This is a genomic window from Betaproteobacteria bacterium (genome assembly GCA_016713305.1).
Classification (GTDB): Bacteria; Pseudomonadota; Gammaproteobacteria; order Burkholderiales.
Map to the genome: position 1 here is coordinate 350,220 of JADJPK010000007.1, position 23,909 is coordinate 374,128.

At 65.5% G+C, this 23,909-nt stretch carries 23 protein-coding genes and 1 pseudogene; 14 read left to right on the top strand and 10 right to left on the bottom strand.

The genetic code is table 11. The features are described 5' to 3' along the window. Window positions 1-5: 5 nt before the first annotated feature. The 7 genes from rpsF (at window position 6) to IPK20_09725 (ending at window position 4,899) form a co-directional block, all read left to right on the top strand. Entirely contained in the window at window positions 6-398 is a 393-nt protein-coding gene (rpsF, locus tag IPK20_09695; protein ID MBK8016942.1) for a 30S ribosomal protein S6, read from the top strand. Window positions 399-457: 59 nt separating this feature from the next. Then, window positions 458-703, top strand: coding sequence for a primosomal replication protein N (priB, locus tag IPK20_09700; protein ID MBK8016943.1), 246 nt, complete (start codon window positions 458-460; stop codon window positions 701-703). 16 nt (window positions 704-719) lie between these two features. Beyond that, window positions 720-1,016 carry a 30S ribosomal protein S18 gene (locus tag IPK20_09705; protein ID MBK8016944.1) on the top strand — a complete coding sequence of 99 codons (297 nt, stop codon included), beginning with the start codon at window positions 720-722 and terminating at the stop codon, window positions 1,014-1,016. 2 nt (window positions 1,017-1,018) lie between these two features. Further along, window positions 1,019-1,465: a 50S ribosomal protein L9 gene (locus IPK20_09710; protein MBK8016945.1), complete on the top strand. Its 447-nt coding sequence runs from the start codon at window positions 1,019-1,021 to the stop codon at window positions 1,463-1,465. Window positions 1,466-1,666: 201 nt separating this feature from the next. Beyond that, complete coding sequence (gene dnaB, locus IPK20_09715) at window positions 1,667-3,052, top strand: replicative DNA helicase (GenBank protein MBK8016946.1); 1,386 nt, start codon at window positions 1,667-1,669, stop codon at window positions 3,050-3,052. 129 nt (window positions 3,053-3,181) lie between these two features. Then, entirely contained in the window at window positions 3,182-4,372 is a 1,191-nt protein-coding gene (locus IPK20_09720) for a cyclic nucleotide-binding domain-containing protein (protein ID MBK8016947.1), read from the top strand. Then, the gene (locus tag IPK20_09725; protein ID MBK8016948.1) at window positions 4,369-4,899 is read left to right on the top strand and encodes a carboxymuconolactone decarboxylase family protein; all 531 of its coding nucleotides are present in this window, start codon (window positions 4,369-4,371) and stop codon (window positions 4,897-4,899) included. Before IPK20_09720 ends, IPK20_09725 begins: the two co-directional genes overlap by 4 nt. A gap of 61 nt (window positions 4,900-4,960) precedes the next feature. Here IPK20_09725 and IPK20_09730 read toward each other — a convergent pair whose 3' ends face one another. The 6 genes from IPK20_09730 to IPK20_09755 all read right to left on the bottom strand — a co-directional run bounded on the left by IPK20_09730 (window position 4,961) and on the right by IPK20_09755 (window position 12,137). Continuing rightward, window positions 4,961-5,713 (bottom strand): hypothetical protein, encoded by a 753-nt coding sequence (locus tag IPK20_09730; protein MBK8016949.1) that lies wholly within the window; start codon window positions 5,711-5,713, stop codon window positions 4,961-4,963. Window positions 5,714-6,160: 447 nt separating this feature from the next. Continuing rightward, window positions 6,161-6,559: a transferrin-binding protein-like solute binding protein gene (locus tag IPK20_09735; protein MBK8016950.1), complete on the bottom strand. Its 399-nt coding sequence runs from the start codon at window positions 6,557-6,559 to the stop codon at window positions 6,161-6,163. Between the two features lie 279 nt (window positions 6,560-6,838). Next, window positions 6,839-7,579 carry a transferrin-binding protein-like solute binding protein gene (locus IPK20_09740; protein MBK8016951.1) on the bottom strand — a complete coding sequence of 247 codons (741 nt, stop codon included), beginning with the start codon at window positions 7,577-7,579 and terminating at the stop codon, window positions 6,839-6,841. 80 nt (window positions 7,580-7,659) lie between these two features. Beyond that, window positions 7,660-8,763, bottom strand: a complete 1,104-nt coding sequence (locus IPK20_09745; protein MBK8016952.1) for a hypothetical protein — start codon at window positions 8,761-8,763, stop codon at window positions 7,660-7,662. A gap of 222 nt (window positions 8,764-8,985) precedes the next feature. Continuing rightward, complete coding sequence (locus IPK20_09750; GenBank protein MBK8016953.1) at window positions 8,986-9,597, bottom strand: hypothetical protein; 612 nt, start codon at window positions 9,595-9,597, stop codon at window positions 8,986-8,988. Window positions 9,598-9,845: 248 nt separating this feature from the next. Continuing rightward, window positions 9,846-12,137, bottom strand: a complete 2,292-nt coding sequence (locus IPK20_09755) for a hypothetical protein (protein MBK8016954.1) — start codon at window positions 12,135-12,137, stop codon at window positions 9,846-9,848. On the opposite strand from IPK20_09755, the gene IPK20_09760 reads away from it, so the two are divergent. Continuing rightward, a complete protein-coding gene (locus tag IPK20_09760) occupies window positions 12,120-12,320 on the top strand; it encodes a hypothetical protein (GenBank protein ID MBK8016955.1) in 201 nt (66 codons plus the stop codon). The two genes, IPK20_09755 and IPK20_09760, sit on opposite strands and share 18 nt — an antisense overlap. A gap of 192 nt (window positions 12,321-12,512) precedes the next feature. Here IPK20_09760 and IPK20_09765 read toward each other — a convergent pair whose 3' ends face one another. The 3 genes and pseudogenes from IPK20_09765 to trxB all read right to left on the bottom strand — a co-directional run bounded on the left by IPK20_09765 (window position 12,513) and on the right by trxB (window position 14,894). Next, a complete protein-coding gene (locus IPK20_09765; protein ID MBK8016956.1) occupies window positions 12,513-13,328 on the bottom strand; it encodes a sulfite exporter TauE/SafE family protein in 816 nt (271 codons plus the stop codon). A gap of 37 nt (window positions 13,329-13,365) precedes the next feature. Continuing rightward, window positions 13,366-13,852, bottom strand: a pseudogene (locus IPK20_09770) (Smr/MutS family protein). An 88-nt stretch (window positions 13,853-13,940) separates the two neighbouring features. Beyond that, on the bottom strand, window positions 13,941-14,894 hold the full coding sequence (gene trxB, locus IPK20_09775; protein ID MBK8016957.1) for a thioredoxin-disulfide reductase: 954 nt from the start codon (window positions 14,892-14,894) through the stop codon (window positions 13,941-13,943). Between the two features lie 126 nt (window positions 14,895-15,020). On the opposite strand from trxB, the gene IPK20_09780 reads away from it, so the two are divergent. The 4 genes from IPK20_09780 (at window position 15,021) to serS (ending at window position 20,679) form a co-directional block, all read left to right on the top strand. Then, window positions 15,021-17,330, top strand: coding sequence for a DNA translocase FtsK 4TM domain-containing protein (locus IPK20_09780; protein MBK8016958.1), 2,310 nt, complete (start codon window positions 15,021-15,023; stop codon window positions 17,328-17,330). Beyond that, complete coding sequence (lolA, locus tag IPK20_09785; GenBank protein ID MBK8016959.1) at window positions 17,327-17,950, top strand: outer membrane lipoprotein chaperone LolA; 624 nt, start codon at window positions 17,327-17,329, stop codon at window positions 17,948-17,950. Before IPK20_09780 ends, lolA begins: the two co-directional genes overlap by 4 nt. A 118-nt stretch (window positions 17,951-18,068) precedes the next feature. Beyond that, the gene (locus tag IPK20_09790) at window positions 18,069-19,352 is read left to right on the top strand and encodes a replication-associated recombination protein A (GenBank protein ID MBK8016960.1); all 1,284 of its coding nucleotides are present in this window, start codon (window positions 18,069-18,071) and stop codon (window positions 19,350-19,352) included. 40 nt (window positions 19,353-19,392) lie between these two features. Then, on the top strand, window positions 19,393-20,679 hold the full coding sequence (serS, locus tag IPK20_09795) for a serine--tRNA ligase (GenBank protein MBK8016961.1): 1,287 nt from the start codon (window positions 19,393-19,395) through the stop codon (window positions 20,677-20,679). Between the two features lie 8 nt (window positions 20,680-20,687). Here the strand turns inward: serS and mltF are convergent, their stop codons facing one another. Next, window positions 20,688-22,139 (bottom strand): membrane-bound lytic murein transglycosylase MltF, encoded by a 1,452-nt coding sequence (gene mltF / locus IPK20_09800; GenBank protein MBK8016962.1) that lies wholly within the window; start codon window positions 22,137-22,139, stop codon window positions 20,688-20,690. Between the two features lie 457 nt (window positions 22,140-22,596). On the opposite strand from mltF, the gene ccmA reads away from it, so the two are divergent. Both ccmA and ccmB read left to right on the top strand, forming a co-directional pair. Beyond that, on the top strand, window positions 22,597-23,223 hold the full coding sequence (gene ccmA, locus IPK20_09805; GenBank protein ID MBK8016963.1) for a cytochrome c biogenesis heme-transporting ATPase CcmA: 627 nt from the start codon (window positions 22,597-22,599) through the stop codon (window positions 23,221-23,223). Continuing rightward, window positions 23,220-23,888 (top strand): heme exporter protein CcmB, encoded by a 669-nt coding sequence (gene ccmB / locus IPK20_09810; GenBank protein MBK8016964.1) that lies wholly within the window; start codon window positions 23,220-23,222, stop codon window positions 23,886-23,888. The genes ccmA and ccmB overlap by 4 nt, the downstream gene beginning before the upstream one ends. Window positions 23,889-23,909 lie beyond the last annotated feature (21 nt).

A 23,909-nucleotide genomic window follows, 5' to 3' on the forward strand; every position in this document is an offset into this window, starting at 1 on the left:
CGTTCATGAGGCACTACGAAGTCGTATTCATTGTCCATCCCGATCAAAGCGAGCAGGTGCCCGCGATGATCGAGCGTTACCGCAGCATGGTGACGACCAAGGGCGGCGCCATCCATCGTCTCGAAGACTGGGGACGCCGGGCGCTCGCCTATCCCATCCAGAAGGTCCACAAGGCGCACTACGTCCTCATGAATCTCGAGTGCGACCAGGCCGTGCTGGACGAACTGGAGCATGCCTTCAAGTTCAACGATGCAGTGCTGCGCCACCTGACCATCAAGCGCTCGGAAGCGGAAACCGCTGCGTCGCCGATGATGAAGGAAGAAAAGGCGAAGTCGCTCACGTCCTCCGGCGAAGGTGAATCTGCCGAGGCGCGTCCGGCCCCTGCCGCCGCCAGCTGACGCACGCCTTGCAGGTCAATCGCGTCGAGTTCTCCGGTCGCGTCGAAGCGGCGGAGCCGATGCGGATGACCCCGGCCGGATTGCCCACGAGGCGTTTCACGGTCGCCCACGAATCGCAGCAGCCGGAAGCAGGCCTGGCACGGCGAGTGGAATGCCGCATGCGCGTGGTTGCGATGGGTGCCGCGGCGCAGGCCGCGAGCGCGTTGAAGGAAGGCGACGCAGTGGTGATCGAAGGCTTTCTGGCGAAGGCAAGTTATCGAAGCGAGTGGCCCGTGCTGCATGCCGCTCAACTGAAAGTGATCTGATCAAGGAATACCGATCATGGCATTCGGAAATCGCAAGTTCGGAAAGGACCGCAAGGACCGCAAGAAGGACGACAAGGCGTCCCGTCCGCTGTTCAAGCGCCGCAAGTTCTGCCGCTTCACGGCCGAGAAGGTCAAGGAAGTGGACTACAAGGACGTCGAAGTCCTGAAGGAATTCATCAACGAGAACGGCAAGATCATTCCCGCGCGCATCACCGGCACGCGCGGGCACTATCAGCGCCAGCTCTCGGTCGCAGTGAAGCGTGCGCGGTTCCTCGCGCTGCTTCCGTACACCGACCTTCACGCCGGGAGATAAGCATGCAGATCATTCTTCTGGAAAAGGTTCTCAACCTCGGACAGCTGGGTGACGTCGTCAAGGTGAAGGATGGCTACGCCCGCAATTTCCTGATCCCGAAGGGGAAGGCGAAGCGCGCCACCGAAGCCAATCTGGCCGAGTTCGAGAAGCGCCGCGCGGAACTGGAGAAGGTCCACGCCGATGCGCTGGCCTCGGCGCAGGAGCGTGCTGCCAAGCTGGACGGACTCATGATCCAGATCAGGCAGAAGGCGGGCGTGGATGGACGTCTGTTCGGTTCCGTCACCAATCACGACATCGCCGATGTGCTCGAGGCGCAAGGCTTCGCGGTCGAGAAGGGCGCGGTGCGGCTGCCCGATGGCCCGCTCAAGCTGGTCGGCGACCATGCGGTCTCCATCGCGTTGCATACGGACGTAGTGGTTGGCATTACCGTGTCCGTCCTGGGCGAGTAGCGATCCGATCCGTCCGCGGCATTGCGGAACAAGGCCACCTTCCCGGTGGCCTTTTTCTTTTCTTGTCCGGAACCGGAGCGCGGCTACTCCGCCGTGGCACCGGACCTGTTCCGAGCTCGCAATCATTACCGGGGTTTCGTTACCGCGGGCGCCAGGTAAGCATAGAATTCCATGTCGATCTCCGACCGAGCCCGCGCTTCGATGTCTCCTCCTCTCGATCACGATCCCGTCGTAAGTCAGCTCAAGCTGCCGCCTCATTCGGTCGAGGCCGAACAGGCGGTCCTGGGCGGACTGCTGCTGGAGAACAGCGCGTGGGATCGCATCGGGGATCTCATCACCGAGGACGACTTCTACCGGGCCGATCACCGGCTCGTGTGGCGGCACATCTCCCGCCTGATCGAGGCCTCGCGGCCGGCGGATGTGCTCACGGCAGCGGAGAGCCTCGAACGCAGCGACGAACTCGAGAAGGCCGGGGGCCTGGCCTACGTGGCGATGCTCGCGGAGAACACTCCCTCGGCAGCCAATATCAGGCGTTATGCGGAGATCGTCCGCGAGCGCAGCATCATGCGCAAACTGGTGGAGGTGGGGACCTCCATCGCCGATTCCGCGTATCAGCCGGCAGGCCGCGATGCGGCCAAGCTGCTGGATGAGGCAGAAGCCAAGGTATTCGAGATCGCGGAAGCCGGTTCCCGCGGCAAGCAAGGGTTCCAGGCCATTCCCCATCTGTTGACCCAGGTCGTGGAGCGCATCGACATGCTCTACAACCGGGACAACCCCAACGATGTCACCGGTGTGCCCACCGGCTATACCGATCTCGACGAAATGACCTCGGGGATGCAGCCCGGAGACCTCGTCATCGTTGCCGGACGGCCGTCAATGGGCAAGACCGCGCTGTCACTCAATATCGCCGAGAACGTCGCGCTCGATGCGGGTTTGCCTGTGGCCGTATTCAGCATGGAAATGGCCGCGACTCAGCTCGTATTGCGCCTGCTCGGTTCCGTGGGGCGGCTCGACCAGCACAAGCTGCGTACCGGGCGTCTGCTCGATGAAGACTGGCAACGTCTGACGCAATCGGTGGGCCGCCTCAACGATGCGCCGATCCACATCGACGAGACTCCGGCGCTGACGGCGCTGGAGGTGCGGGCACGAAGCCGCCGGCTGCACCGGCAGTACGGAAAGCTGGGTCTCATCGTCATCGACTATCTGCAACTCATGTCCGCCTCAAGTCAGGGCGAGAATCGAGCGACGGAGATCTCCGAGATCTCCCGCGCGCTCAAGGCCCTTGCCAAGGAACTGGACACGCCCGTCATTGCGCTGTCGCAGCTCAACCGCAGTCTCGAGCAGCGTCCCAACAAGCGTCCCGTGATGTCGGATCTGCGGGAATCCGGGGCCATCGAGCAGGACGCCGACGTGATCCTCTTCATCTATCGCGACGAGGTGTACAACCCGGACAGTCCCGACAAGGGGACGGCCGAGGTCATCATCGGCAAGCAGCGCAACGGCCCGATCGGAACGGTGCGGTTGACTTTCCGGGGTGAAAACACGCGATTCGAGAATTTCGCCAACCCCGGACGTTACCCCTCCTGAACCATTCCCGGTCCTGGCGCGGATCTCCCTGTTGCGTCTCGAAATCCTGGCCCCGAAGTTGCTCGGACGCATGCAGCTTGCGATATTCTGTCGTCATCAGGTGACGAGCACACCCGCGAAACGCTGCCCATGGCCATCAAGATCAAGTTGGCACGCACACCGAAGGAGATCGATGACGCCCTCTGGCTGCGTCACGAGGTGTTCGTCATAGAGGACGGCAAGTTCGGCGGCAAGCCCCTGCACGGCAGCCGCATGGTGGATCGGTTCGATGCCTTTCCCAGCGTTTTCCATGTCATCGCATACGAAGGTCCCGAACCCATCGCGACGATGCGGCTCGTCAAGGACAGCAGCGCCGGCTTGCCTGCCGATGAACTCTACGATTTCGCGAGGTTTCGGGGCCGTGCCCATCTGGAGACGAAAGAACCGGTCTTCGGCAGTGCGGGAATGCTCGCGATCAGGGAAAAGTGGCGGCGCCGGCGCGATGTGATCCGTGCGATGTTCCGCATGGCCGCGACCGTCTGCCATTCCCAGGGCGCCACGCACATCCTCATGGTGGTCAATCACGAGACGGCCGGCATGTACGAGCGGCTCGGATTCACGCCTCTTGCGGACAAGATCTGGAACGACGAGATCGGAAATCACATCATTCCGCTCGGGGGAATCACGGAACAGTTCGTCGCGTGGGCGTTCCAGGGCTTGCCAGATACGCCGCTCAGCGCATTCCAGGACAGCTTCGAGCGCGTGGTGCTGCGGGCCGATGAAGTCGTGTTCGAGGAAGGGTCCAGGGGCGAGCATGCATTTGTCGTGGATTCGGGCGATATCCGGATCACCCGCAAGCGGCCTTCCGGCGAGGAACTGATTCTGGCCAACCTGGGAAGAGGGGATATGTTCGGTGAACTGGCGCTGCTGGACGATCAGCCCCGGTCAGCCACGGCCACTGCGGCGACCGATTCCGAATTGATGACCCTGGACCGCCAATCGTTCCAGAGCCAGATCCAGACTCATCCGGAACGCGCGCGGAGCATGTTCAAGATGTTCTCGGGGCGCATGAGATCCATGGATGAACTGGCACTCGTTCTGGCGTTCGCGGGACCCGGTCAGCGTCTCGAGTTCGCCCTGGAAGTGGCGCGGCAGCAGGCTGTCCCCGACCGGACGGATCCCACTCGCACCCTGTTCCACGGCGGCTCGGACGAACTGGCGCGCATGGCGGCCGTGCCCGAGACGGAGGCCCGGCGCTTCCTGGAGGGACTGGGTGCAGCCGGCGCGCTTACGCTCACTCCCAGGCATATCCGCTTCAAGGCGAGGGCCACAGCCGCATGACCCGGCTGCCCTTGCTGGACGACGCTGCCGACCCCGCCCTTGCGGCACGGATCCGGGCCGAGCGGGGCGGCAAGCTGCTCGCGCTCTATCGTGTGCTCATGCACAGCCCGGGCGTCGCCGGAGCCTGGCTGCAATTCTTCACGGTGATCCGGCAGCAATGCTCGTTGCCCGCAAGGACCCGCGAACTGGCCATACTCCAGGTGGCCGTGGCCAACCGGGCGCGCTACGAGTTCGAACAGCACGTGCCGTTCGCGTTGGCCGCAGGGCTGGAAGCACGGCAGCTCGACGGATTGAAGATGGGCGATCTGGAAGCCGTACGGCCTCTGTTCGAGGCCGCCGATTTCGCCGTTCTCGCCTACACGGACGCCATGACCCGTTCGATCCAGGTCCCCGACGACGTCTTCGATGCGGTGAAACGACGCTTGCCCGACGACCAGATGGTCGAACTGACGGCGACCGTTGCCGGCTACAACATGGTGTCCCGATTCCTCGAGGCGTTGCACATTCACGAAGAGCCAGCGCGTTAGAGAACGCGAGGCCTGATCCGGGGGGACGCGGGGCGGCTGGACACCGCGCCCCGGCGGCGTTTCAGGGAAGCCGCAGCAGGTAGACGGCTCTGAACTGGGTCACGTCGTAACTCGGGCCTTGCGTGGCAGAGGAATCGAATCGGGCCACGCTGAGATCCAGCGCCTGAAAGGGACTCAGCGCGATGTTGAGTCCGATCTCGAAGGCCACGGTGCGCGCATCGGCCTTGTACGCTGTGAAACTGCGGCCACTGGAATCGAACACCGGGTCTCGGGCAGACGCCTTGTACCAGTCGGAGCGTCCGCCCACGGTCCAGGTCGCCGATCCGCTGCCGGGAGCGGCAGGCGCCCAGGTGAATACGTGGTCTCCCTGCACGCGCCGGCCATGCAGGTACAGGCTGAGGCCCGTCCTTATCCGATAGTCGACATCGACCCCGATGCGCGTCGTCGCCAGATCGTAGACGCTGCCTTCGCGACCCAGGCGCCGATCCGCACCCGCGCTCAAGGCCGCATCGATTCTGTCGGTGAGATTGCGGCCGATCGCGGCCGAGGCCGACAGAAGACCGCCGTCGCGCATGCCGCTGTCGGCGTGCTGCAGATACTCCGCAGATCCGGTCACATCCAGGCGGATACCGGTGAAGGACCGGTCGGGCTGATAACGCCACGCCACACGTCCGCCGATGGCCGCCTGGCTCATGTCGGAGAACTCCTTCTGAACGCGTCCACGCAGATTCATGCGCAGCGACAGTCCGCTGGCGGGGCCCGTGGAGGTGGCACGCGAAGCGTGCGCGTCCACCAGCAGTGCGTCGTCGGACAACGCGCGGGTGTCGACGGATCGATTGATGTTCGTCGTGTTCCAGGCCGGCCCTGGAAGCCGAACGTCGTGTGGCCCGGAGCCGCGATCGCAGCCGAGGATACGAGGAAAGACCGGGGAGCGCGAGTCTTCTTGGCATCGACGCCTCCGTTGAACCGTGGAGGACATGATGACTCGCGGGCCATGACGATGGCAATGGATTTCGCGGGACGGCCGGGTCGATGCTCGCGGTCAGGCCGCAGGGACTCGCGAGTCGCAGGGCGCGAGCATCCCTGGCGCCCTGTGCCGTGGAACGCGCGGGCGCCGACTGACGATACGAGCCGCCGGTCGGACTTCGTCGATGTGGGTGGCACCGCCAACGAGTGCGGGCATCCGTGCACCGACCGTCGATACAGGCCGGCAGCGCCGGGTGGTGCGTCTTCCCGGCCCGCCGTTCTCCGGGGTCACGCGTCAGCGCGTACCGCCGAACGAGCCCCAGGCCTTCACTGTCGTGTCCGGGGATTCGATATCGAGCCGGCCGGCTATCTCCTGCGCCTCGCGGCCGAAGAAACGCCCGTCCAGGCTTCCTGTTCCGACCGGTGCATTGCCGGGCGTTCTCGCGTCGGCAATGCCGGTGAAGGCGTTGGTACCCGGTGCGATGGTGCCTTGCAGACGCACCTCCGAGAACGCGAAGCCGGAAGGTGCAGGTCCACCGCCCGTGCGGGCCAACCAGTCGACCGCGATCGATGACACGGAGCCCGACAACGTACGGGCAGCGAAGTCGGCCGAGAGCGAGAGTCCCTCCGTAGAACCGCGCCAGTCCCTCGGACGACAGGCCTTGGCCGATGAATGCGCCGGTGTAGACGGCACTCCCCTGGGTGGGGACTTCTCCTGCAGGCGTCTCCCTGCCCGCGTAGAAGAATCCGCGGGCAGGCGACAGATCGCCTTCGCTCCGGTCCTCCCAGTAGCCGAAGCGGGCGTAGGAAAGGTAACCGTCTCCGGCGAGATGGACACCGTGGTCGTTTTCGTCCGCCACGGGAAACCGCTGCATGGCTGGAGCGAGACCGGAGATCGCCGCCGTTCGCTCTCCGAATGCGTCGCCCGGAAGCAGTCCCTGATAGGCCGTCGCATTTCGTACCGTGTCCAGCCTCACACCACCGTCTCCCAGCACCGTGAGCGTCGAAGGTCCACCCGCAATCTCCGCCATCGTCGGAACCGCCGAGGCAGATGCGTAGGTCGCTCGCACGATGGTCTCGCGCAGCGTGAACGCGCTTTCCGCCGAGAGCCGTACCATGGGGCAAGCCGTGGGACGCCCGTGGGATGGGAGGAGTCGGCGATCCGGGTCCCGAAAGCTCCCGCCGCGCGGCCGCTGCCGGTCGTGATGGACCAGCTGCCGCCTGCCTCTTCCGCGTTCGGACCGAAGAAATGGCCGGAGAGGATGCCGTCTCCTCCCGGCGGATTGAGCACGGCACTGAAGTGCTCCGCACGCGATCCGCTGAGATCGACTTGTCCGGACACCAGGATGGAGCCGCTGAGGTTCCGGCTGACGCCGGAACCGTTCGTTGCCACGAATGCCGACAAGGTTCCGGCGAGCGTGGAGTTGTCGAAATCGAACTGCAGATTCACGAGTCCGGACAGCGATTCCACGGTTGTCCCGTTGGTCAGGGTGCCGGTCGTCTGGCCATAGTAGGAGGCGAGGCCCAGAGCCGGAATCGCGGCGAGTGGAGTTTCGTAGCCGAAGTGATACGACTGCTCGATCGGTGTGGTGGCGCCCGGGACGGACAGCCGGCCGTAGCGGCTGTAGGCCAGTTCACCCGACGAGGAGTCGGCGGCGGAGAACTCCCTCCAGGTGACGCCTGACGCAGTGGCGACCGTCGGGCCGCTTGACACGGAGAGGACGTCGGCTGAGCCGAAGGGAACGATCTGGGGAAATCCCGCGTCGAGGTAGCGGAGATCCAGACCTGAGGCCTTCAGAGTCCGGGTTCCTTCGAGGTACCGCTCGCTGAGTAGAGGGGAAACGTCGTTCCGGCGGCCGTCCCGGCCCGTTCGGCCACATCGCTGGAGACAATGGCGCCAGGGTTCAGATCGATGCCGGTATCGCGCGTCGTGCCCAGTACCGCTCGCACCGTCAGATCGGTCGATTCGTACAACCAGCCTCCGGAAAGTTCCTTCGCATTCGGGCCGAAGAAGCGGCCCACGAGCACACCGCAGCAGGCACGCCTGGTTCCGGTGGAGTCTTCGATCACGGCCAGCGGCACGGTAAGACTGCCGCCTACCGCATGCCGGGTGAACGTCGGCGTACCGGAGGACGTGTCCACCAGAAAGCTCACTCCCAGCGGCTGATCCGTTCCGCTGGCATCGGTGATCAGATTGGTGATGACGCCGGTCACACGGTCCTGGGTGAAGTCCACGAGGAGCCGGACGTCGCCTATGAGCGTGCCGGACGGGCTGCTGAAGATGTACCCCGTGGTCTTTCCGTCGTACTGGGCCGTGCCCAGACCGGGTACGGCCGACACAGGGACCTGAGCCGCCGGCGTCTCCGCGCCGAAGTAGAAGAGGCTGACCTGGGGCACGCCGGCGTCGGAAAAGAAGAAGATGCTGAGCCGCGAATGCTCGAGAGACCAGCCGATGTCGTCGTCCGCCCAGAACTCCGAGTAGATGTTGTTGATTCCCTTCTGTGCCACGAACCCGCCACTGTCGCTGCTGGTTACATCGCCGGCCGCGAAGGTCAGCGCGCGGGCACCGGTCGAGCTCTGGTAATTGATGGTGACGGCGCCGTTCGCATCCTGTTCTCGCGTGGCGTTGGAGGCCGAAGGATTGGCGACGGGGTAGAGGGGAAGCGCGAATGCCCCGATGATCGACTGCAGGAGCGAAGCGCCGGCGGACACCTGTGCGGCAACCAGTTCGGAGGCCGGAACTGCCGTCCCTTCGACGGAGGTGGATCCTCCTCCGGAGGGGATGGCCGTGGGGCCCGGGCCGCCACCGCCGCTTCCTCCTCCTCCACATGCGCTCAGGACAATGGCCAAAGAAAGGCCGCCGGCCCACGAACGGGCCGCAATGAATCTCGGATGCATCCAGGTCCCCTGCTTTTCTTGTACGCAGCCTTGGGGAAAGTCCGATGAGAGGGCGCGGAGCGCAATGCCCTACCTGCAACGGGCGAAGGCAGGGCGAACGAAAGCGGCAATCGGGCCGACGTCGCGAGCCCAGACACCGAACGGAATTTCCACAAGCGGCAGAGTGAGGGAAAGCACGTTCCGGACCGCACGCGCGGAACCCGCCGAAACGTTGCCCGGCGTCTAAGGGGCCGGTGAAAGCAGGGGCGATCGGTCCGGTGGAAAGGCGATCCGCAGCCCGCCAGGACCGCCGATCCTGACGACGAGTCGGCCGAGAAAGACATCCAGTTCGGCAGGACGGGTCTCGAACGCCTTGGCGAGGCCGGCGTCCTCGCACTCCAGCGAGACTGAGTTCGCGTGTGTCTGTGCCACGCATGCCGAATCGGTGTCGGAGGAACTGCCCGCACGGGTCTCCGTCAGCAATCCGATGACGCGGGACTCGAGCCACGCAAGATGACGGTCCGCACCCAGGTGCCGGTCCATGGCCTCCCGGGCGTCCCGCATTCGAGCGAATGCCGCGTTCGGATCGATCGAACGAACGCCCGGCGGGGTGGACGAGAGGGGCAGTTCATCGCTGCCACGCGAGAGCTCTTCGTCCGGATACGCTGGGGGCGGTCCGGGTGCCGGCTCCGCAGACGAGGTTGTGGTGGAAAGTGTCGCGCCGACGGAGATCTGCCGTTCGTTCTCCAGGGCCCGGGTCCCACTGTTCTCTCCTCGTTCGTCGAGTGCCGCGCCCAGGGCGCTCGCGACGTCGACCTCTGCGTCGACGTGCGCTTCGCCGGGGGCATCCGGCACCGCATTCGCGGTGGCGATGGAGACTGTTTCGGAAAGAACCGCTGGTGCATCCGCGTGTGGGCGCGGATTCAAGCGTACCTGGAAAACGGTGGAGCGAAGTTCGGGGCCGAGCACTGGCCGGACGCAAGGTGCCAATGGCGCAAGCAGGCCCGCATGAATGGCGAACGACAGAGCGATCGCTGTCGGCAAGGGATTCCGGCGAAGGCACTCCACACCGGCGCTCCGAGATGCCTATGAGGCGTACCGGTCTATTGAACCACTCCGTGAATGACGGCGGGCGCGGATGTCAGCGTCGGCTTCGCGCCGATGTAGACAGTCGTGTTCGTGGCGTCCGAGGGGTCCTGCACGTCCGAGGCCGAAGGCAGGCTGAGGCTGCCGACCGAAGGCAAGGCGAGACCCGAACAGCTGCCCAGGGGTTGTTCCGCCAGGCGCAACTCTCGATCGAGCCATTTGACGTAGTAGGTCGATCCACCGTTGGTGACGAGACCCGCGGTCAACGAATGCGGAATGGTGAACTGGGGGACGAAGCGTGCGTTGCTGGAGCTTCCGCAACTGATCTCGGCATTGTCGTCGGGCGAGACGCACTTGCCCGGGAGGCCCCAGAGATTGCCGAAACCGCTGTACTGGAGGACGAGCGACGTGCCTGCGTAGTCTCCGTACTCCGCGCCCGTTGGAACGGTGAAGTTCAGGTTGAGAGGCGGGTCGAACCGCAGGTAGTCGCTCCCGTCGCGCAGCGCCGTGAACCCGTTCCACGGGTTCGTTCCGGTTTCCCACACGTAGTACATCGCCAGGGCATTGATGCGGTCGGTGCAGTACGTGCCACCGGGCGCGGAGGGGGTGCAGTCCAGGTCCGAAGGCGAGGACAGATCGGCTGCGTCGGCGAGAATGCCCGTGCGAATGCCCCACTTGAACGGCGTACCCTCGAGACTGTCCGCGGCGACCGTGCTGACGACGGACCCGCCGTTTTCGTCCTGAAGCAGGTTGCCGGAGAAGGTGTAGGTTCGCAGCTGCGACGCGTTCCACACATTGCCGTTGCCGGCGTGATGGACGTTCCCCGACAGCAGGTTTCCGTGCGTGATGAGGGAACCGCGCAGACAGTTGCTCACGCAATAGAGGCTTGCCGGATAGTCGGCGGGATAGACGAGCTCCTGGATTCGCATGGCAACCGGCGTGGACGGCGCCGGCGCGGCCGACCCGAGATTCACGAAGATCTCGCCGCCCAGTGCCGGCGAGTAGCCCTGGAATCCCCGCGCCATGCTGCCACTGCCGACGACCGCGTTGTCGACGGCTGCTTCCGTCGCGAACGTGTTCGACAGGCAACCGGACAGGCCGCAGCTTTGCAGGCCGGTGGCAACGAATCGGCTGCCGCCGGCATCCCAGTACATCTCGATCTGGTCATTGTCCGCCTGGCTTTGCGCAAAGCTCTTGCCGGCGGCCGTCGCGAATGCCGCGAAAGGCTGCGACGGAAACTGCCATGCACTCACCGTGAACCGGATCCGGTCGATCTGCGCCAGGGTTCGCGAGTCGCGCGTGAACCGGGTGAGCCGGCCGCCGAGCTTGACCAGCGTGTAGCTGCTTTCGGCCGCGCCGTTCGCCCCCTGCTTGACGACCGTATCGCCGTTGGCGATGCCTGCCTCATCGGGGAGGGACAGGCCGTAGTAGCCCATGAAGCCCTGGTAGACCGTGCTGTCGACCGCGGTGTACTTGACCGGAAAACCCGAATTGCGCTCGAGGCGAGCGCCGGTGCTGGTGTAGACACCGTATCTCCAGACCGAACCGGCCGCGGCGTTCTTGTCCCGGGTGAAGCAGAAGTTGGTCGTACCGTCGCCCCGCAGGAAGTGCGACGCGTCGTACGCGAAGAGATTGTCGACGGTGGCACCGGGCGGCTGGACACTGCGTATCGCCCCCGATCCCGAATCGGTCGCGCCAGAGTTCTCGAGCACGAGCTGGGTGGTACGCGTTCCGCCCGTTTCCTGCTCGTAGAACGAGATTCCGCTCGCTGTTGCGGCGAGCCGGCCTTTCATGAGGCAGCCGGGGACGCCACCCGACGCGTCCTTGCCGCAGTAGTTCATGGTGAACTGGCCGTAGGCATTGGCGGCCGAGGGAGCCTCGCTCACCGTGAGGTCGATGTAGATGTCCATGGAGAGCGCGTCTTCCTGGTTCTCGAACCAGATCCTGACGCGCATGGGGGCACTGTTGGATGCGCGTGTGGCGTTCACGATCCCGCGCATGTAGTTCGCCTGCACGGCGCCGCCGGAGTTGCCGGAATTGGAGGCCACTGCCTTGTTCGACTGGCATTTCGTCTTGTCCGCCAGGGCGACGTAGTTGCCGGCGTTCACCATGGCATCCGGGCGGAGAGCACCGAGCAGGCACATGATCATGTTGACCGTTCCGATTCGATCGGACGTTGCGTCCTGGACGTACTCCGATTGAGGATCGGTGTAGTAGTGCGAGGAGGCCACGGGTGCGGCATCCGTCGGGAGCGGCATGGCGAAGGCGGGTGCAAGGCACGCAAGCAGCAAATGGAAGCGAAAGTTCACGAGGCGTTCCTCCCGACGCTGGATCGTCAGTGGGCCGTGACCACGGAAACGCTGGGCGGTGTGGTCAATCCTGTCACCGAAGAGCCGCTGGATGGCGAGGAAGATCCGCCTCCGCCCCCACAGCTGGCGAGAAAGACGATGAGGAACGCCTGGGCGATCATGGCGACGAAATTGGACACTTGACGCCTCCCTGATTGAGTCACGGACTGCTCGATGGCCGGGGTTCTCCAGGGCGAGGCACAGTGCAACGGAAACCGGACGGCAAGAGATCATCGTTGCGATCCCGGATGAACTTGCAGCGGGTTACGGCACCGACCTGTCAAACTTGACGGTGTGTGGGCACCGCCGGTCAGCGGTTTTCCCGTGAGACCCCGATCAAAGGGCTTGTCCCACCGTGGCAAGGAGATAGGCCCCGAAACCGAGGCTCAGGACCCCCGAGAACGCCTGGAGCAGGGTATTGAGCCGGGGAAGCCGGCGCGCCGACAGCGCGAACGGCAGGGCGATGACAGCCGTGACGATCATCATCCCGGCAATCGTTCCCACGCCGAAGACGAGCAGGTAGGCGATGCCCCACCAGGGATCGCGAATCGCACCGAGCACCACGAGCGCCACGGCCGCCGAGCCCGCCAGTCCGTGGACGATGCCGACGAGGACGGGCCGCAATGCGTGATACAGGGGCAGACTGCCCAGGTTCCTGTCGAGCCACGAGGTCGTCGTGGCGTTCTCGGAGTGTCCATGCCCGGCCGCGCCGTGACCATGGCGATGGCTGTGGACGTGATCACCATGGACGTGCAGGTGAGCATGACGGACGAGAGGCGCAGGATGACGCGCCGCGTTTCGGCCCAGCAGGGGGGTATGGGGATGCGGTACCGCAACGAAGTCGACCTTGTCCCGGCGGGCCAGGGACACCAGGGCGAAGATTCCGAGCAGCACGAGCATCGCGCCGACGGCCAGTTCCAGCCAGCGCACGGCTCCGGGCGGGATGGCGATCTCGAACAGGACCATCGCCCCGCCGACCAGCAGAACCGTGGCCGAATGGCCGATGCCCCAGAGCGCGCCCACGACAGCGGCAGGACGCAAGCTGCGGCTCCGTCCGACGATGGTTGCCACGGCAATCACGTGGTCGGCATCCGTCGCGTGCCGCATGCCCAGGAAGAACCCGAGAGCGATGGTGGAAAGCAGGGTGACCAATCAGTCCGCCGTGGCAGCGGGCCGGAGAAGCCGGCGATCAACCGGCACGGAAACCGCCACGAAGCAGGACCAGAACCGCTCCGCCGCCGCCGTCCTGCGGGCGTGCCTGCACGTACGCGAGGACTTCGTCCCGCTGCCTGAGCCAGTGGGCCACTCGGCCCTTGAGCACCGGCTGGCCCCCCTGCGAGCGATAGCCCTTGCCGTGGACGATGCGAACACAGCGGATGCCCCGCCGCACTGCCCGGTTCAGGAACTCGACGAGTACATCGCGCGGCTTCGGTGGTCATGTTGTGCAGATCGAGATCGTCCTGGATGACCCATTCCCCACGCCGGAGGCGCCGGAGCGTCTGTACCGGAACGCCTTCGCGGTGGTACGTGAGCTCCTCGCCGATTTCCAGCGGTGCATCGCCCTCCAGCGGGTCCGACAGGCTGTCGGCGAGCGTTGCCTTGTCGTCCAGCAGACTCTGCACCGGTACGGGCGGAGGCTTGGGCGGCGCGTGCGTGATCCTGTCTGCTTCGCGCATCGGGGCGACGTCCTTCACCGCCTCCCGAAAGGCGCGAAGATCGTCGTCATCGCCGTCCGAACCTTGCACCGCATGCTCCGGGGGACCGTCAGTGTCCCTGGTCCAGGAAGCGCTCGGCGTCCAGCGCCGCCATGCAGCCTGTCCCGGCACTCGTGACGGCCTGCCGGTAGACGTGATCCTGGACGTCGCCGGCCGCGAAGACGCCGGGAACGCTCGTTGCCGTTGCGTTGCCTTCGGTGCCGGAGCGGGTGACGATGTATCCGTTCTTCATCTCCAGCTGACCGTCGAAGATCTGCGTGTTGGGCGAATGTCCGATGGCGACGAAGAAGCCCTGGACCGCGATGTCCTTGGTCGATCCGTCCACGGCGCTGCGGATCCGCATGCCGGTGACGCCGGACTTGTCGCCGAGCACCTCGTCGACGACGTGATTCCATTCGATGCGCACGTTCCCGTCGCGTGCCCGCGCCAGAATCTTGTCCACCATGATGGCCTCGGCGCGGAACCGGTCGCGCCGGTGGACGACCGTCACCGTGCGGGCGATGTTGGAGAGATACAGCGCCTCTTCCACGGCCGTATTGCCGCCGCCGATCACCGCGACGTCCTGATTGCGGAAGAAGAATCCGTCGCACGTGGCGCACGCCGAAACGCCTTTCCCCATGTAGGCCTGTTCCGAGGGAATACCGAGGTACTTTGCCGAGGCGCCGGTGGCGATGATCAGCGCGTCGCACGTGTAGACGGCGGAGTCGCCGTGCAGTTCCATGGGTCTCGCCGAGAGGTCGGCCCGGTGGATGTGGTCGAAGATCATCTCCGTCTGGAAACGCTCGGCATGCTTCTGGAACCGTTCCATGAGATCCGGGCCCTGCACCCCCATTGCGTCGGCGGGCCAGTTGTCGACGTCGGTCGTCGTCATGAGCTGCCCGCCCTGGGCGAGCCCGGTGATGAGCGTGGGCTTGAGGTTGGCTCGCGCCGCATAGACAGCGGCCGTGTAGCCGGCCGGGCCCGAGCCGAGGATGAGAAGCCGCGAATGTTTCCTGTCTGCCATGGTGTCCAACGAAGGAATTGGAGGGTGCGTCAGCCGACAATTGTCGCAGGAGCAGCGCCCGGGTGTCGATCCGGTGGCACTATGCAGGGTAGAATGACGTCATGCTTCGTTCGATGAATCAAACACATGCGGTCTGGTAGAGGGCGCGCTTCCGAGCAGCCCGAACCACGCCCCCTGCCGCCGCGCCTCGCGCGACTGCTACGGGAGGTGTGGTGGCTGGTATTCCTTGGCGGCGGCATCTATCTCGCGCTCATCCTCGCCACCTATCGCAAGAGCGATCCTGGCTGGTCGCATGCGATGACCACGCCGGAACTGCACAACGCGGGAGGCTCGGTCGGTGCCTGGATCGCCGACGTGCTGCTCTACCTGTTCGGCCTTTCCGCGTGGTGGTGGGTGGTGTCGTGCATCGCCATGATCTTCGCGTTGTATCGGCGGCTGGACCGCACGGAGGCGTCCGATGATCGCCGTCCGCTCGGGTACGCGATCGGGGGGTTCCTGGTGTTCCTCCTTGCGTCCAGCGGCTTCGAGGCGCTGCGCCTGCATTCGCTGACGGCGTCACTGCCTTACCGTCCCGGCGGGATGATCGGTGGCGCGATCTCCGGGGCGCTTTCCGCGGCGTTCGGATTCACCGGCAGCACGCTCGCGCTGCTCGTGGCGCTCGCGGGCGGATTCTCCCTCTTCAGCGGACTTTCCTGGATCAACGCGGCAGAGCGCATAGGTCAGGTCATGGAAGCCGCCGGCGCGACGCTGCTGCGCCGCTGGCGGGAGAGGCGCGATCGCGAGATCGGCGTGGAGGCGACGGCGGTGCGCGAGGCGATCGTCGAGGAGAAGCGGGTGAAGCTCGAGGAACACCACGCACCTATCCACATCGAGCCGCCGGTTACCGAGATCCCCAAGTCGGCACGTGTCGCCAAGGAAAAGCAGAAGCCGCTGTTCGAGGACCTGCCCGATTCGCCGCTTCCACCGCTGCAATTGCTGGACGAAGCCGATACAAGGGTCGAAGTGCTCTCGCCCGAGACCCTGGAGTTCACCTCGCGGCTCATCGAGAAGAAGCTGCTCGACTTCGGCATCGAGGTGAAGGTGCTGGCGGCCTATCCGGGGCCGGTGATCACCCGCTACGAGATCGAGCCGGCCGTGGGCGTGAAGGGCAGCCAGATCGTGAACCTCGTGAAGGACCTCGCGCGGGCGCTGTCGGTCATGAGCATCCGGGTGGTCGAGACGATTCCGGGAAAATCCTGCATGGGTCTCGAGATTCCCAATCCGAAGCGGCAGATCGTCCGCCTTTCGGAGATCCTCGGCTCCGAGGTGTACGGCGGCATGGGGTCCCGGCTCACCCTCGTGCTGGGCAAGGACATCGCGGGCAAGCCGGTGGTCGCCGACCTGGCGAAGATGCCGCACCTCCTTGTCGCGGGGACCACCGGATCCGGCAAGTCCGTCGCGGTGAACGCGATGATCCTGTCGCTGCTCTACAAGTCGACGGCCAACGAAGTTCGGATGATCCTGGTGGATCCGAAGATGCTGGAGTTGTCGGTGTACGACGGCATCCCGCATCTGCTCGCGCCGGTGGTGACCGACATGAAGCACGCGGCACATGCGCTCAACTGGTGCGTGGCGGAGATGGAACGGCGCTACAAGCTCATGTCCGCGCTGGGGGTGCGCAATCTGTCGGGCTTCAATCAGAAGGTGCGCGACGCCGAGAAGGCCGGACACCCGCTCACCAATCCATTCACGCTTACGCCCGAAAGCCCGGAGCCGCTGGCGGAGCTGCCTTTCATCGTCGTCGTCATCGACGAGCTTGCCGATCTGATGATGGTGGTCGGCAAGAAGGTGGAGCAGCTCATCGCACGTCTTGCGCAGAAGGCGCGGGCCGCGGGCATCCATCTGGTTCTGGCCACGCAGCGGCCCTCCGTCGACGTGATCACCGGTCTCATCAAGGCGAACATTCCCACCCGCGTGGCGTTCCAGGTGTCCAGCAAGATCGACTCGCGGACCATTCTGGATCAGATGGGTGCGGAAGCACTGCTGGGCCAGGGCGACATGCTGTACCTGCCGCCCGGGACAGGTCTTCCGCAACGGGTGCACGGCGCGTTCGTTGCCGACGACGAAGTGCACAAGGTGGTCGAGTATCTGAAGGCCCGAGGTCAACCGCAATACATCGAAGGCATTCTGGAAGGCAACGACTCTGAAGAGGGGGGCGACGGGGAGGGCGCCGGCACAGGCGGCAGTCCGGACGGAGAGTCCGACCCCCTCTACGACGAAGCGGTCGCCATCGTTCTCAAGTCGCGCCGCGCGTCGATCTCCCTGGTGCAGCGGCATCTGCGCATCGGCTACAACCGGGCCGCGCGCCTCATCGAGCAGATGGAGCGTTCAGGGCTGGTTTCGCCGATGGCCACCAACGGGAATCGTGACATCCTGGTTCCAGCGAGGAGCGAATGAAGATCTCGACCATTGCATGGGCCTTTCTCGCCGCAGGGGCGCTCGGTGCGCAAGCGGCGGGAGCCGGGCTCGAATCGCTCAAGTCCTTCATCGGTGAGGTCAAGTCGGCACGCATCGAATTCCAGCAATCGGTCGCGGATGCGCAGGGGAAGAAGCTGCAGGACTCGACGGGAACCTTCCTGTTCTCCCGGCCCGGCAAGTTCCGCTGGCTCTATGTGAAGCCCTACGAGCAGTTGATCGTCGGGGATGGCGAGAAGGTGTGGGTCTACGACAGGGACCTCAACCAGGTCACGGTGAAGGCGCTGGGCGACGCACTGGGGTCCAGCCCGGCTGCGTTGCTGGCCGGCAACAACGACGTGGACCGGGCCTACACGTTCAAGACACTGCCGAAGGAGGGCGGCCTGGAATGGCTCGAGGCCGTGCCCAGGGATCCGGAGAGCACGTTCGAACGGATGCGGATCGGGTTCCGCAAGTCCAATCCCGAAACGATGCAGCTGCAGGACCGTCTTGGACAGACCACCACCATCCGGTTCACGCGGCTGGAACGCAATCCACGGCTGGCTGCCGATGCCTTCCGTTTCGTGCCGCCGAAGGACGCGGACGTGGTGGGAGACAAGTGACGGATCCGTTCGCGATGTCGGGGAGGGTGGGGCGTCTCTGCCCGCCGGAAAGATCGGACCCTGGACAGTGACTGACCTGTTCGCGCCCACGACTGCCGTGGCACCCCTGGCCGAAACGATGCGGCCGCGGCGTCTGGACGACGTCGTCGGCCAGTCGCATCTTCTGGCTCCCGGCAAGCCGCTCAGGCTCGCCGTGGAATCGGGGCAGCCGCACTCCATGATTCTCTGGGGGCCTCCGGGCGTGGGCAAGACCACTCTGGCCCGGCTTCTGGCGCAGGGTTTCGATGCCGAGTTCCTCACGCTCTCGGCCGTCTTTGCCGGCGTGAAGGAAATCCGGGAGGCCGTTGCCCGGGCGCAGGACACCCTCGCGCGGACAGGGCGGCGGACCATTCTTTTCGTGGACGAGGTGCACCGTTTCAACAAGGCGCAGCAGGATGCCTTTCTGCCGTTCGTGGAGCAGGGGGTCATCACCTTCATCGGCGCCACGACCGAGAATCCGTCCTTCGAGGTCAATGGCGCTTTGCTTTCGCGGGCGGCGGTGTACGTGCTGAATCCTCTCGCGAAGGAGGAACTGGCCGTCCTGTTCGAGCGGGCGCGGCACGAGGCGCTCGCGGATCTTCCCTTCGCCGGACCGGCGCGCGACATGGTGATCGGTTTCGCCGACGGCGATGCCCGGCGCATGCTGAACATGATGGAGACGCTGCGCGCCGCCGCGATGGCTGCCGGGGCGGAGGACATCGACGACAGCTTCGTCCAGACCACGCTGGCGCAGAGCCTGCGACGGTTCGACAAGGGAGGCGAAGCGTTCTACGACCAGATCTCCGCCCTGCACAAGTCCGTGCGTGGATCGAATCCGGACGCGTCGCTCTACTGGTTCTGCCGCATGCTGGACGGAGGGGCCGATCCGCTCTATCTGGGACGGCGCATCGTACGCATGGCGACCGAGGATATCGGACTGGCGGATCCGCGCGCGCTGCGGCTCGCCCTCGATGCCTGCGAGACCTACGAGCGGCTGGGCAGTCCCGAAGGGGAACTGGCGATTGCGCAGGCCGTGCTGTACATGGCGTGCGCGGCCAAGAGCAACGCGGCATACGTTGCCTATAATTCCGCCCGCGATTTCGTCAAGCGGGACGGTTCGCGCGCCGTGCCGCTGCATCTGCGGAATGCGCCGACCAAGCTCATGAAGTCCCTCGGATACGGCCATGCGTACCGCTATGCGCACGACGAGCCCGAGGCCTACGCGGCCGGAGAGTCGTACTTTCCGGACGACATGGACACTCCTTCGTTCTACCGCCCCACGCCGCGCGGCCTGGAAGCACGCATCGGCGAGAAGCTGGCGCATCTCGCCGAACTCGATGCCCAGGCGCGCGCGGTTCCCGGCAGGCGCAGTCGCAAGGATTGACGGATACGATCCGCATACATTCATCAACTCACCCGGCCCCATGCTAGACATCCAACTTCTCCGTACCGATCTCGACGCCGTCGCACGGCGCCTCGCCGACCGCGGATTCGAATTCCCCGTGGCCGAATTCCAGTCCCTGGAAGGACAGCGCAAGACCTGCCAGACCGCCACGCAGGATCTGCAGGCGAGGCGCAATGCCCTGTCCAAGCAGATCGGTCATCTGAAGGCCAAGGGAGAGGACACCGCGGCCGTCATGGCCGAAGTGGCCGGATTGGGCGATGCGCTCAAGCGCAACGAGGAGGAACTGGAAGGCATCCGCACCCGGCTCGACGAGCTGCTGGCCGGCATTCCCAACGTTCCGCATGCGAGCGTTCCTGCCGGCAGATCGTCGGACGACAACGCCGAGGTCCGTCGCACGGGAACGCCGCGGTCGTTCGATTTCGCCGTGAAGGATCACGTGGATCTGGGCGAAGGCCTTGGCATGCTGGACTTCGCATCGGCGGTGAAGATCTCCGGCGCCCGCTTCACGCTCATGAAGGGGCCGGTGGCGCGCCTGCACAGGGCGATCGCGCAGTTCATGCTGGACGTGCACACGTCCGAACACGGGTACACCGAGGTATACGTTCCCTATCTCGTCAACGCTGCCAGCATGCGCGGCACCGGCCAGTTGCCCAAGTTCGAGGCGGACCTCTTCGGCGTTCCTCGGGGCGAGGAAGGCAAGTTGTATCTGATCCCGACGGCCGAGGTGCCTGTCACGAACATCGTGCGTGACGAGATCGTGGCCCTGGAATCCCTGCCGCTCAAGTTCGTGTGTCACTCGCCATGCTTCCGCAGCGAGGCAGGATCGTACGGCAAGGACACGCGCGGAATGATCCGGCAGCACCAGTTCGACAAGGTGGAACTCGTGCAGATCGTTCACCCCTCGCAAAGCTACGACGCGCTGGAGGCGCTCACCGGCCACGCCGAGACGATCCTCAGGCGCCTTGAACTGCCTTACCGGGTCGTCACCCTGTGCACGGGGGACATGGGCTTCTCCAGTTCCAAGACCTACGACATCGAGGTCTGGTTGCCGGCACAGAACACGTACCGCGAGATCTCGTCGTGCTCGAATTTCGAGGGCTTCCAGGCCCGCCGGATGCAGGCCCGCTATCGCGGGGAGAAGAGCAAGCCCGAAATCGTCCACACACTGAACGGATCCGGTCTCGCGGTGGGCCGCACTCTGGTCGCCGTCCTGGAGAACTATCAGCAGGACGACGGCAGCATCGTCGTGCCGGACGCATTGCGGCCCTATATGGGAGGGATCGAACGGATCAGCCGCCCGGGCTGACCGTCCGCTCAGATCAGGAAGCCGAACTCCGGCGCGGAGGTGACCGCAGGCTCCCCGTCGGCGGGGGTCCGCAGCGGCACGTCCGGTCCGATCGCGGGTTCGATCTGCATGAGCATCTGGTAATACGCCCGGACGTTCTCGGTGAGCGCCATGGCTTCGCCGCCGCGGGCGTAGCCATGGCGCAGGTCCCCGTTGTATTCCGCATCGGCCAGAAGGGGCAGCGCACGCTTCACGTCCAGCCAGACGTCAGGGTTGCCGCCGTTGCGCTGGGCGAGAACGCGGGCGTCTTCCAGATGCCCCGGACCCTGGTTGTAGGCCGCGAGCGCAAGCCAGGTCCGGTCCGGTTCGGCGATACGCGGCGGCAGGGCATCGCGCAGGGATTTCAGGTAACGGGCACCGGCGAGGATGCTCGACCTGGCGTGCAGCTTGTCGCGCAGTCCGGTGCGCGCGGCCGTCTGGTCAGTGAGCATCATGAATCCGCGCACCCCAGTGGGAGAGGTGGCGAGCGGGTCCCATTTCGACTCCTGGTACCCGAGCGCCGCGATCAGCCTCCAGTCGATTCCCGTCGCGTTCTGGGCTGCGATGAACGCGTGGCGATATTGCGAGAGCGACGTTTCGCAGCGTTCGAGGAATGTCTCGCGCTCCAGTTGGGACAGCCGGTTGACGTGACCGTAGTACCGGTCGATGAGGCGCGGCAGAGTGCCGTTCGACTGGATCCGCGTGAAGAATCGCCTTGCCTGCTTGAGCAGGCGGGGGTCCGCATCGGCGGGAAATGCCCAGGCCAGCTTGTCCGGCTCACCGAGCGTCATTGCCCGCCTGTATTGCGGAAAAGCCACGCGCAGCAGGTCGAACATGTGCGAGCCCATGACCGCATATTCGGCATTGCCCGCGCGAAGCGTTGCCGTGACGGCCTCCGGTGCATTGGCCGTGACCACTTCCACATTCACCTCGGGCGCCTTGCTCAGCGCGCGCTCGAACCGCTCGGCACCGGCCGATTGCGCGGCAACCACCACCCGCTTGTCGCCCAATGCCCGAACTGAACGCGGGGCCTCGCTGCCGGCGCGGTGCACCAGCACCTGACGCACCGTCATGTATCCGGGACCGAACACGATATTTTCGTCGCGCCCGCGTGTGGCGGTCAGGCCCGCGGCGGCGAGATGCGCTTCGCCGCGCTGGAGCCGGGCGAGCGCGTCGGCGTAGCCCGATGCCTCGATCACGCGGAGAGGAACGTCGATCTCCTCGGCGAACATGGACACGAGATCCCGTTCGAGTCCCGCGAAGTGGCCCTCGACCGTGGGAAACCGCGTGGCAGGCGCTGGCCGGGTCAGGACGACCAGTTCCTGCCGGTACGTGGAAGGGTCGATGCGGTCGGCCGGCGGCGTCCCGAAGTTCGCCGGTATGGTCAACGACCCCGAGGCGGCGAGCGAGAGCAGGAGAGTGGACGCAGCGAGGTGGCGCATGGCAAGGGACTCGCGGGGCGATTCAGGCCGCGGCGGGCTCCGGACCGGCGTCCGGGCTCCGGGGAAGCTCCGGCATGCGGAAGCGCCCTGGATCGGGGCACTCTCCCGAGAATTCGACCATCCCATCTCAACGTGCTGACCTCCCGTTCGCGTGATTGGCACCGCCGCCGGCGCGCATCGCGCGCGGATCACGGGCAGACCGGAGTCCCCTACAAGCAATCTGCCCACCACGCCGGAGGGGCCGTACCGGTCCGGTCATCAGTGCCAGTGACTTGGCTCCGCATCTTCGCACGCCGCTTCAAGACTTCCGGCTTGCCGGGAGGCATGGGGCCGCCCCTGGACGTCCACCCTCGCCGCAACGTGTACCAGATGGCGATCGGGCCGAAACCCGGAAGACTGGGGCATCGCGTGGATATAATCGGGGTCTTTCCACGCGAACCGCGCGCCCCTTTCCCCGATGCTCGAAGCCAGCGACCTCGCGTGCGTGCGGGGCGACCAGATTCTGTTCCAGGGCTTGAGCTTCGCCGCGCGTCCCGGGGAAGTTCTCTGGATAGAAGGCGAGAACGGGAGCGGCAAGACCAGCCTGCTGCGCATTCTATGCGGCCTCGGATCGCCGGACCGTGGCGAATTGCACTGGGGCGGAATGCCCTACCGCAAGGCGGCCGACGATCTGGCCCGGGTCATTGCCTACGTGGGGCACCTCAACGCGGTGAAGGACGATCTCACGGTGACCGAGAATCTGCGGTTCCATGCCCGGCTCGCCGGACTTCCGGCAGGCGAACAGGAGGTGCGCGATGCCATCGATGGCGTGGGCCTCACCCGCCGGGCGGATCTGCCGGTCAGGGTGTTGTCCCAGGGGCAGCGGCGGCGCGCTGCGCTTGCGCGGCTCTGGCTGTCCCGAAGCCGGGCGCTGTGGATCCTGGACGAACCCTTCTCGGCGCTCGACACCGCGTCCGTCACCCACCTGGGAAAGTTGCTGGACGGACACGTGAGCGGCGGCGGAATCGCCGTGCTCACCACCCATCAGGAAGTGGCACTGCCGCATGGACGAACCCGCCGGCTCCGGCTCGACTCACGCGCATGATCGCAGCGCTGTGGGCCGCATTCCGTCGGGACGTGATGCAGGCATGGCGCCGGCGCGCAGACTGGTTGACCACCTTCTTCTTCTTCATCATCGTCGTGAGCCTGTTTCCCCTGGGTGTCGGGCCGGAGCCGGAGATGCTGAAGACCATGGCGCCCGGAATACTCTGGGTGGCCGCTCTGCTGGCCGCCATGCTGTCGTTGCCGCGCGTGTTCGGCACCGACTATGCGGACGGATCGCTGGAGCAACTCGCCCTGGCACCGCAGCCGCTGTCCATGCTGGTGCTGTCCCAGGTGACGGCACACTGGCTTCTCTCGGGGGTGCCGCTCGCGCTGATGGCGCCGGTCCTGGGCCTGCAGTTCGGTCTGGCGCCCGACCTGCTGGGCATTCTTCTCGGGACGCTGCTCCTCGGGACACCCTGCCTCTCCCTGATCGGTGCCGTAGGGGCTGCGCTCACTCTCGGCGTGCGGGGAGGCGGCGTGCTGGTCGCACTCCTGGTGCTCCCGCTCTATATTCCCGTGCTGATCTTCGGAGCCGGCGCCGTGGAGGCGACCGCTTCCGGAGCCGGTGCTTCCGGCCATCTGTCCCTGCTGGGCGCCTGCCTGTGCGTCGCCTTGGTGACCGGTCCTCTCGCCGCTGCCGCAGCACTGCGTGTCGCGCTGGAGTGACACCGGTACCCCTTCACCCAT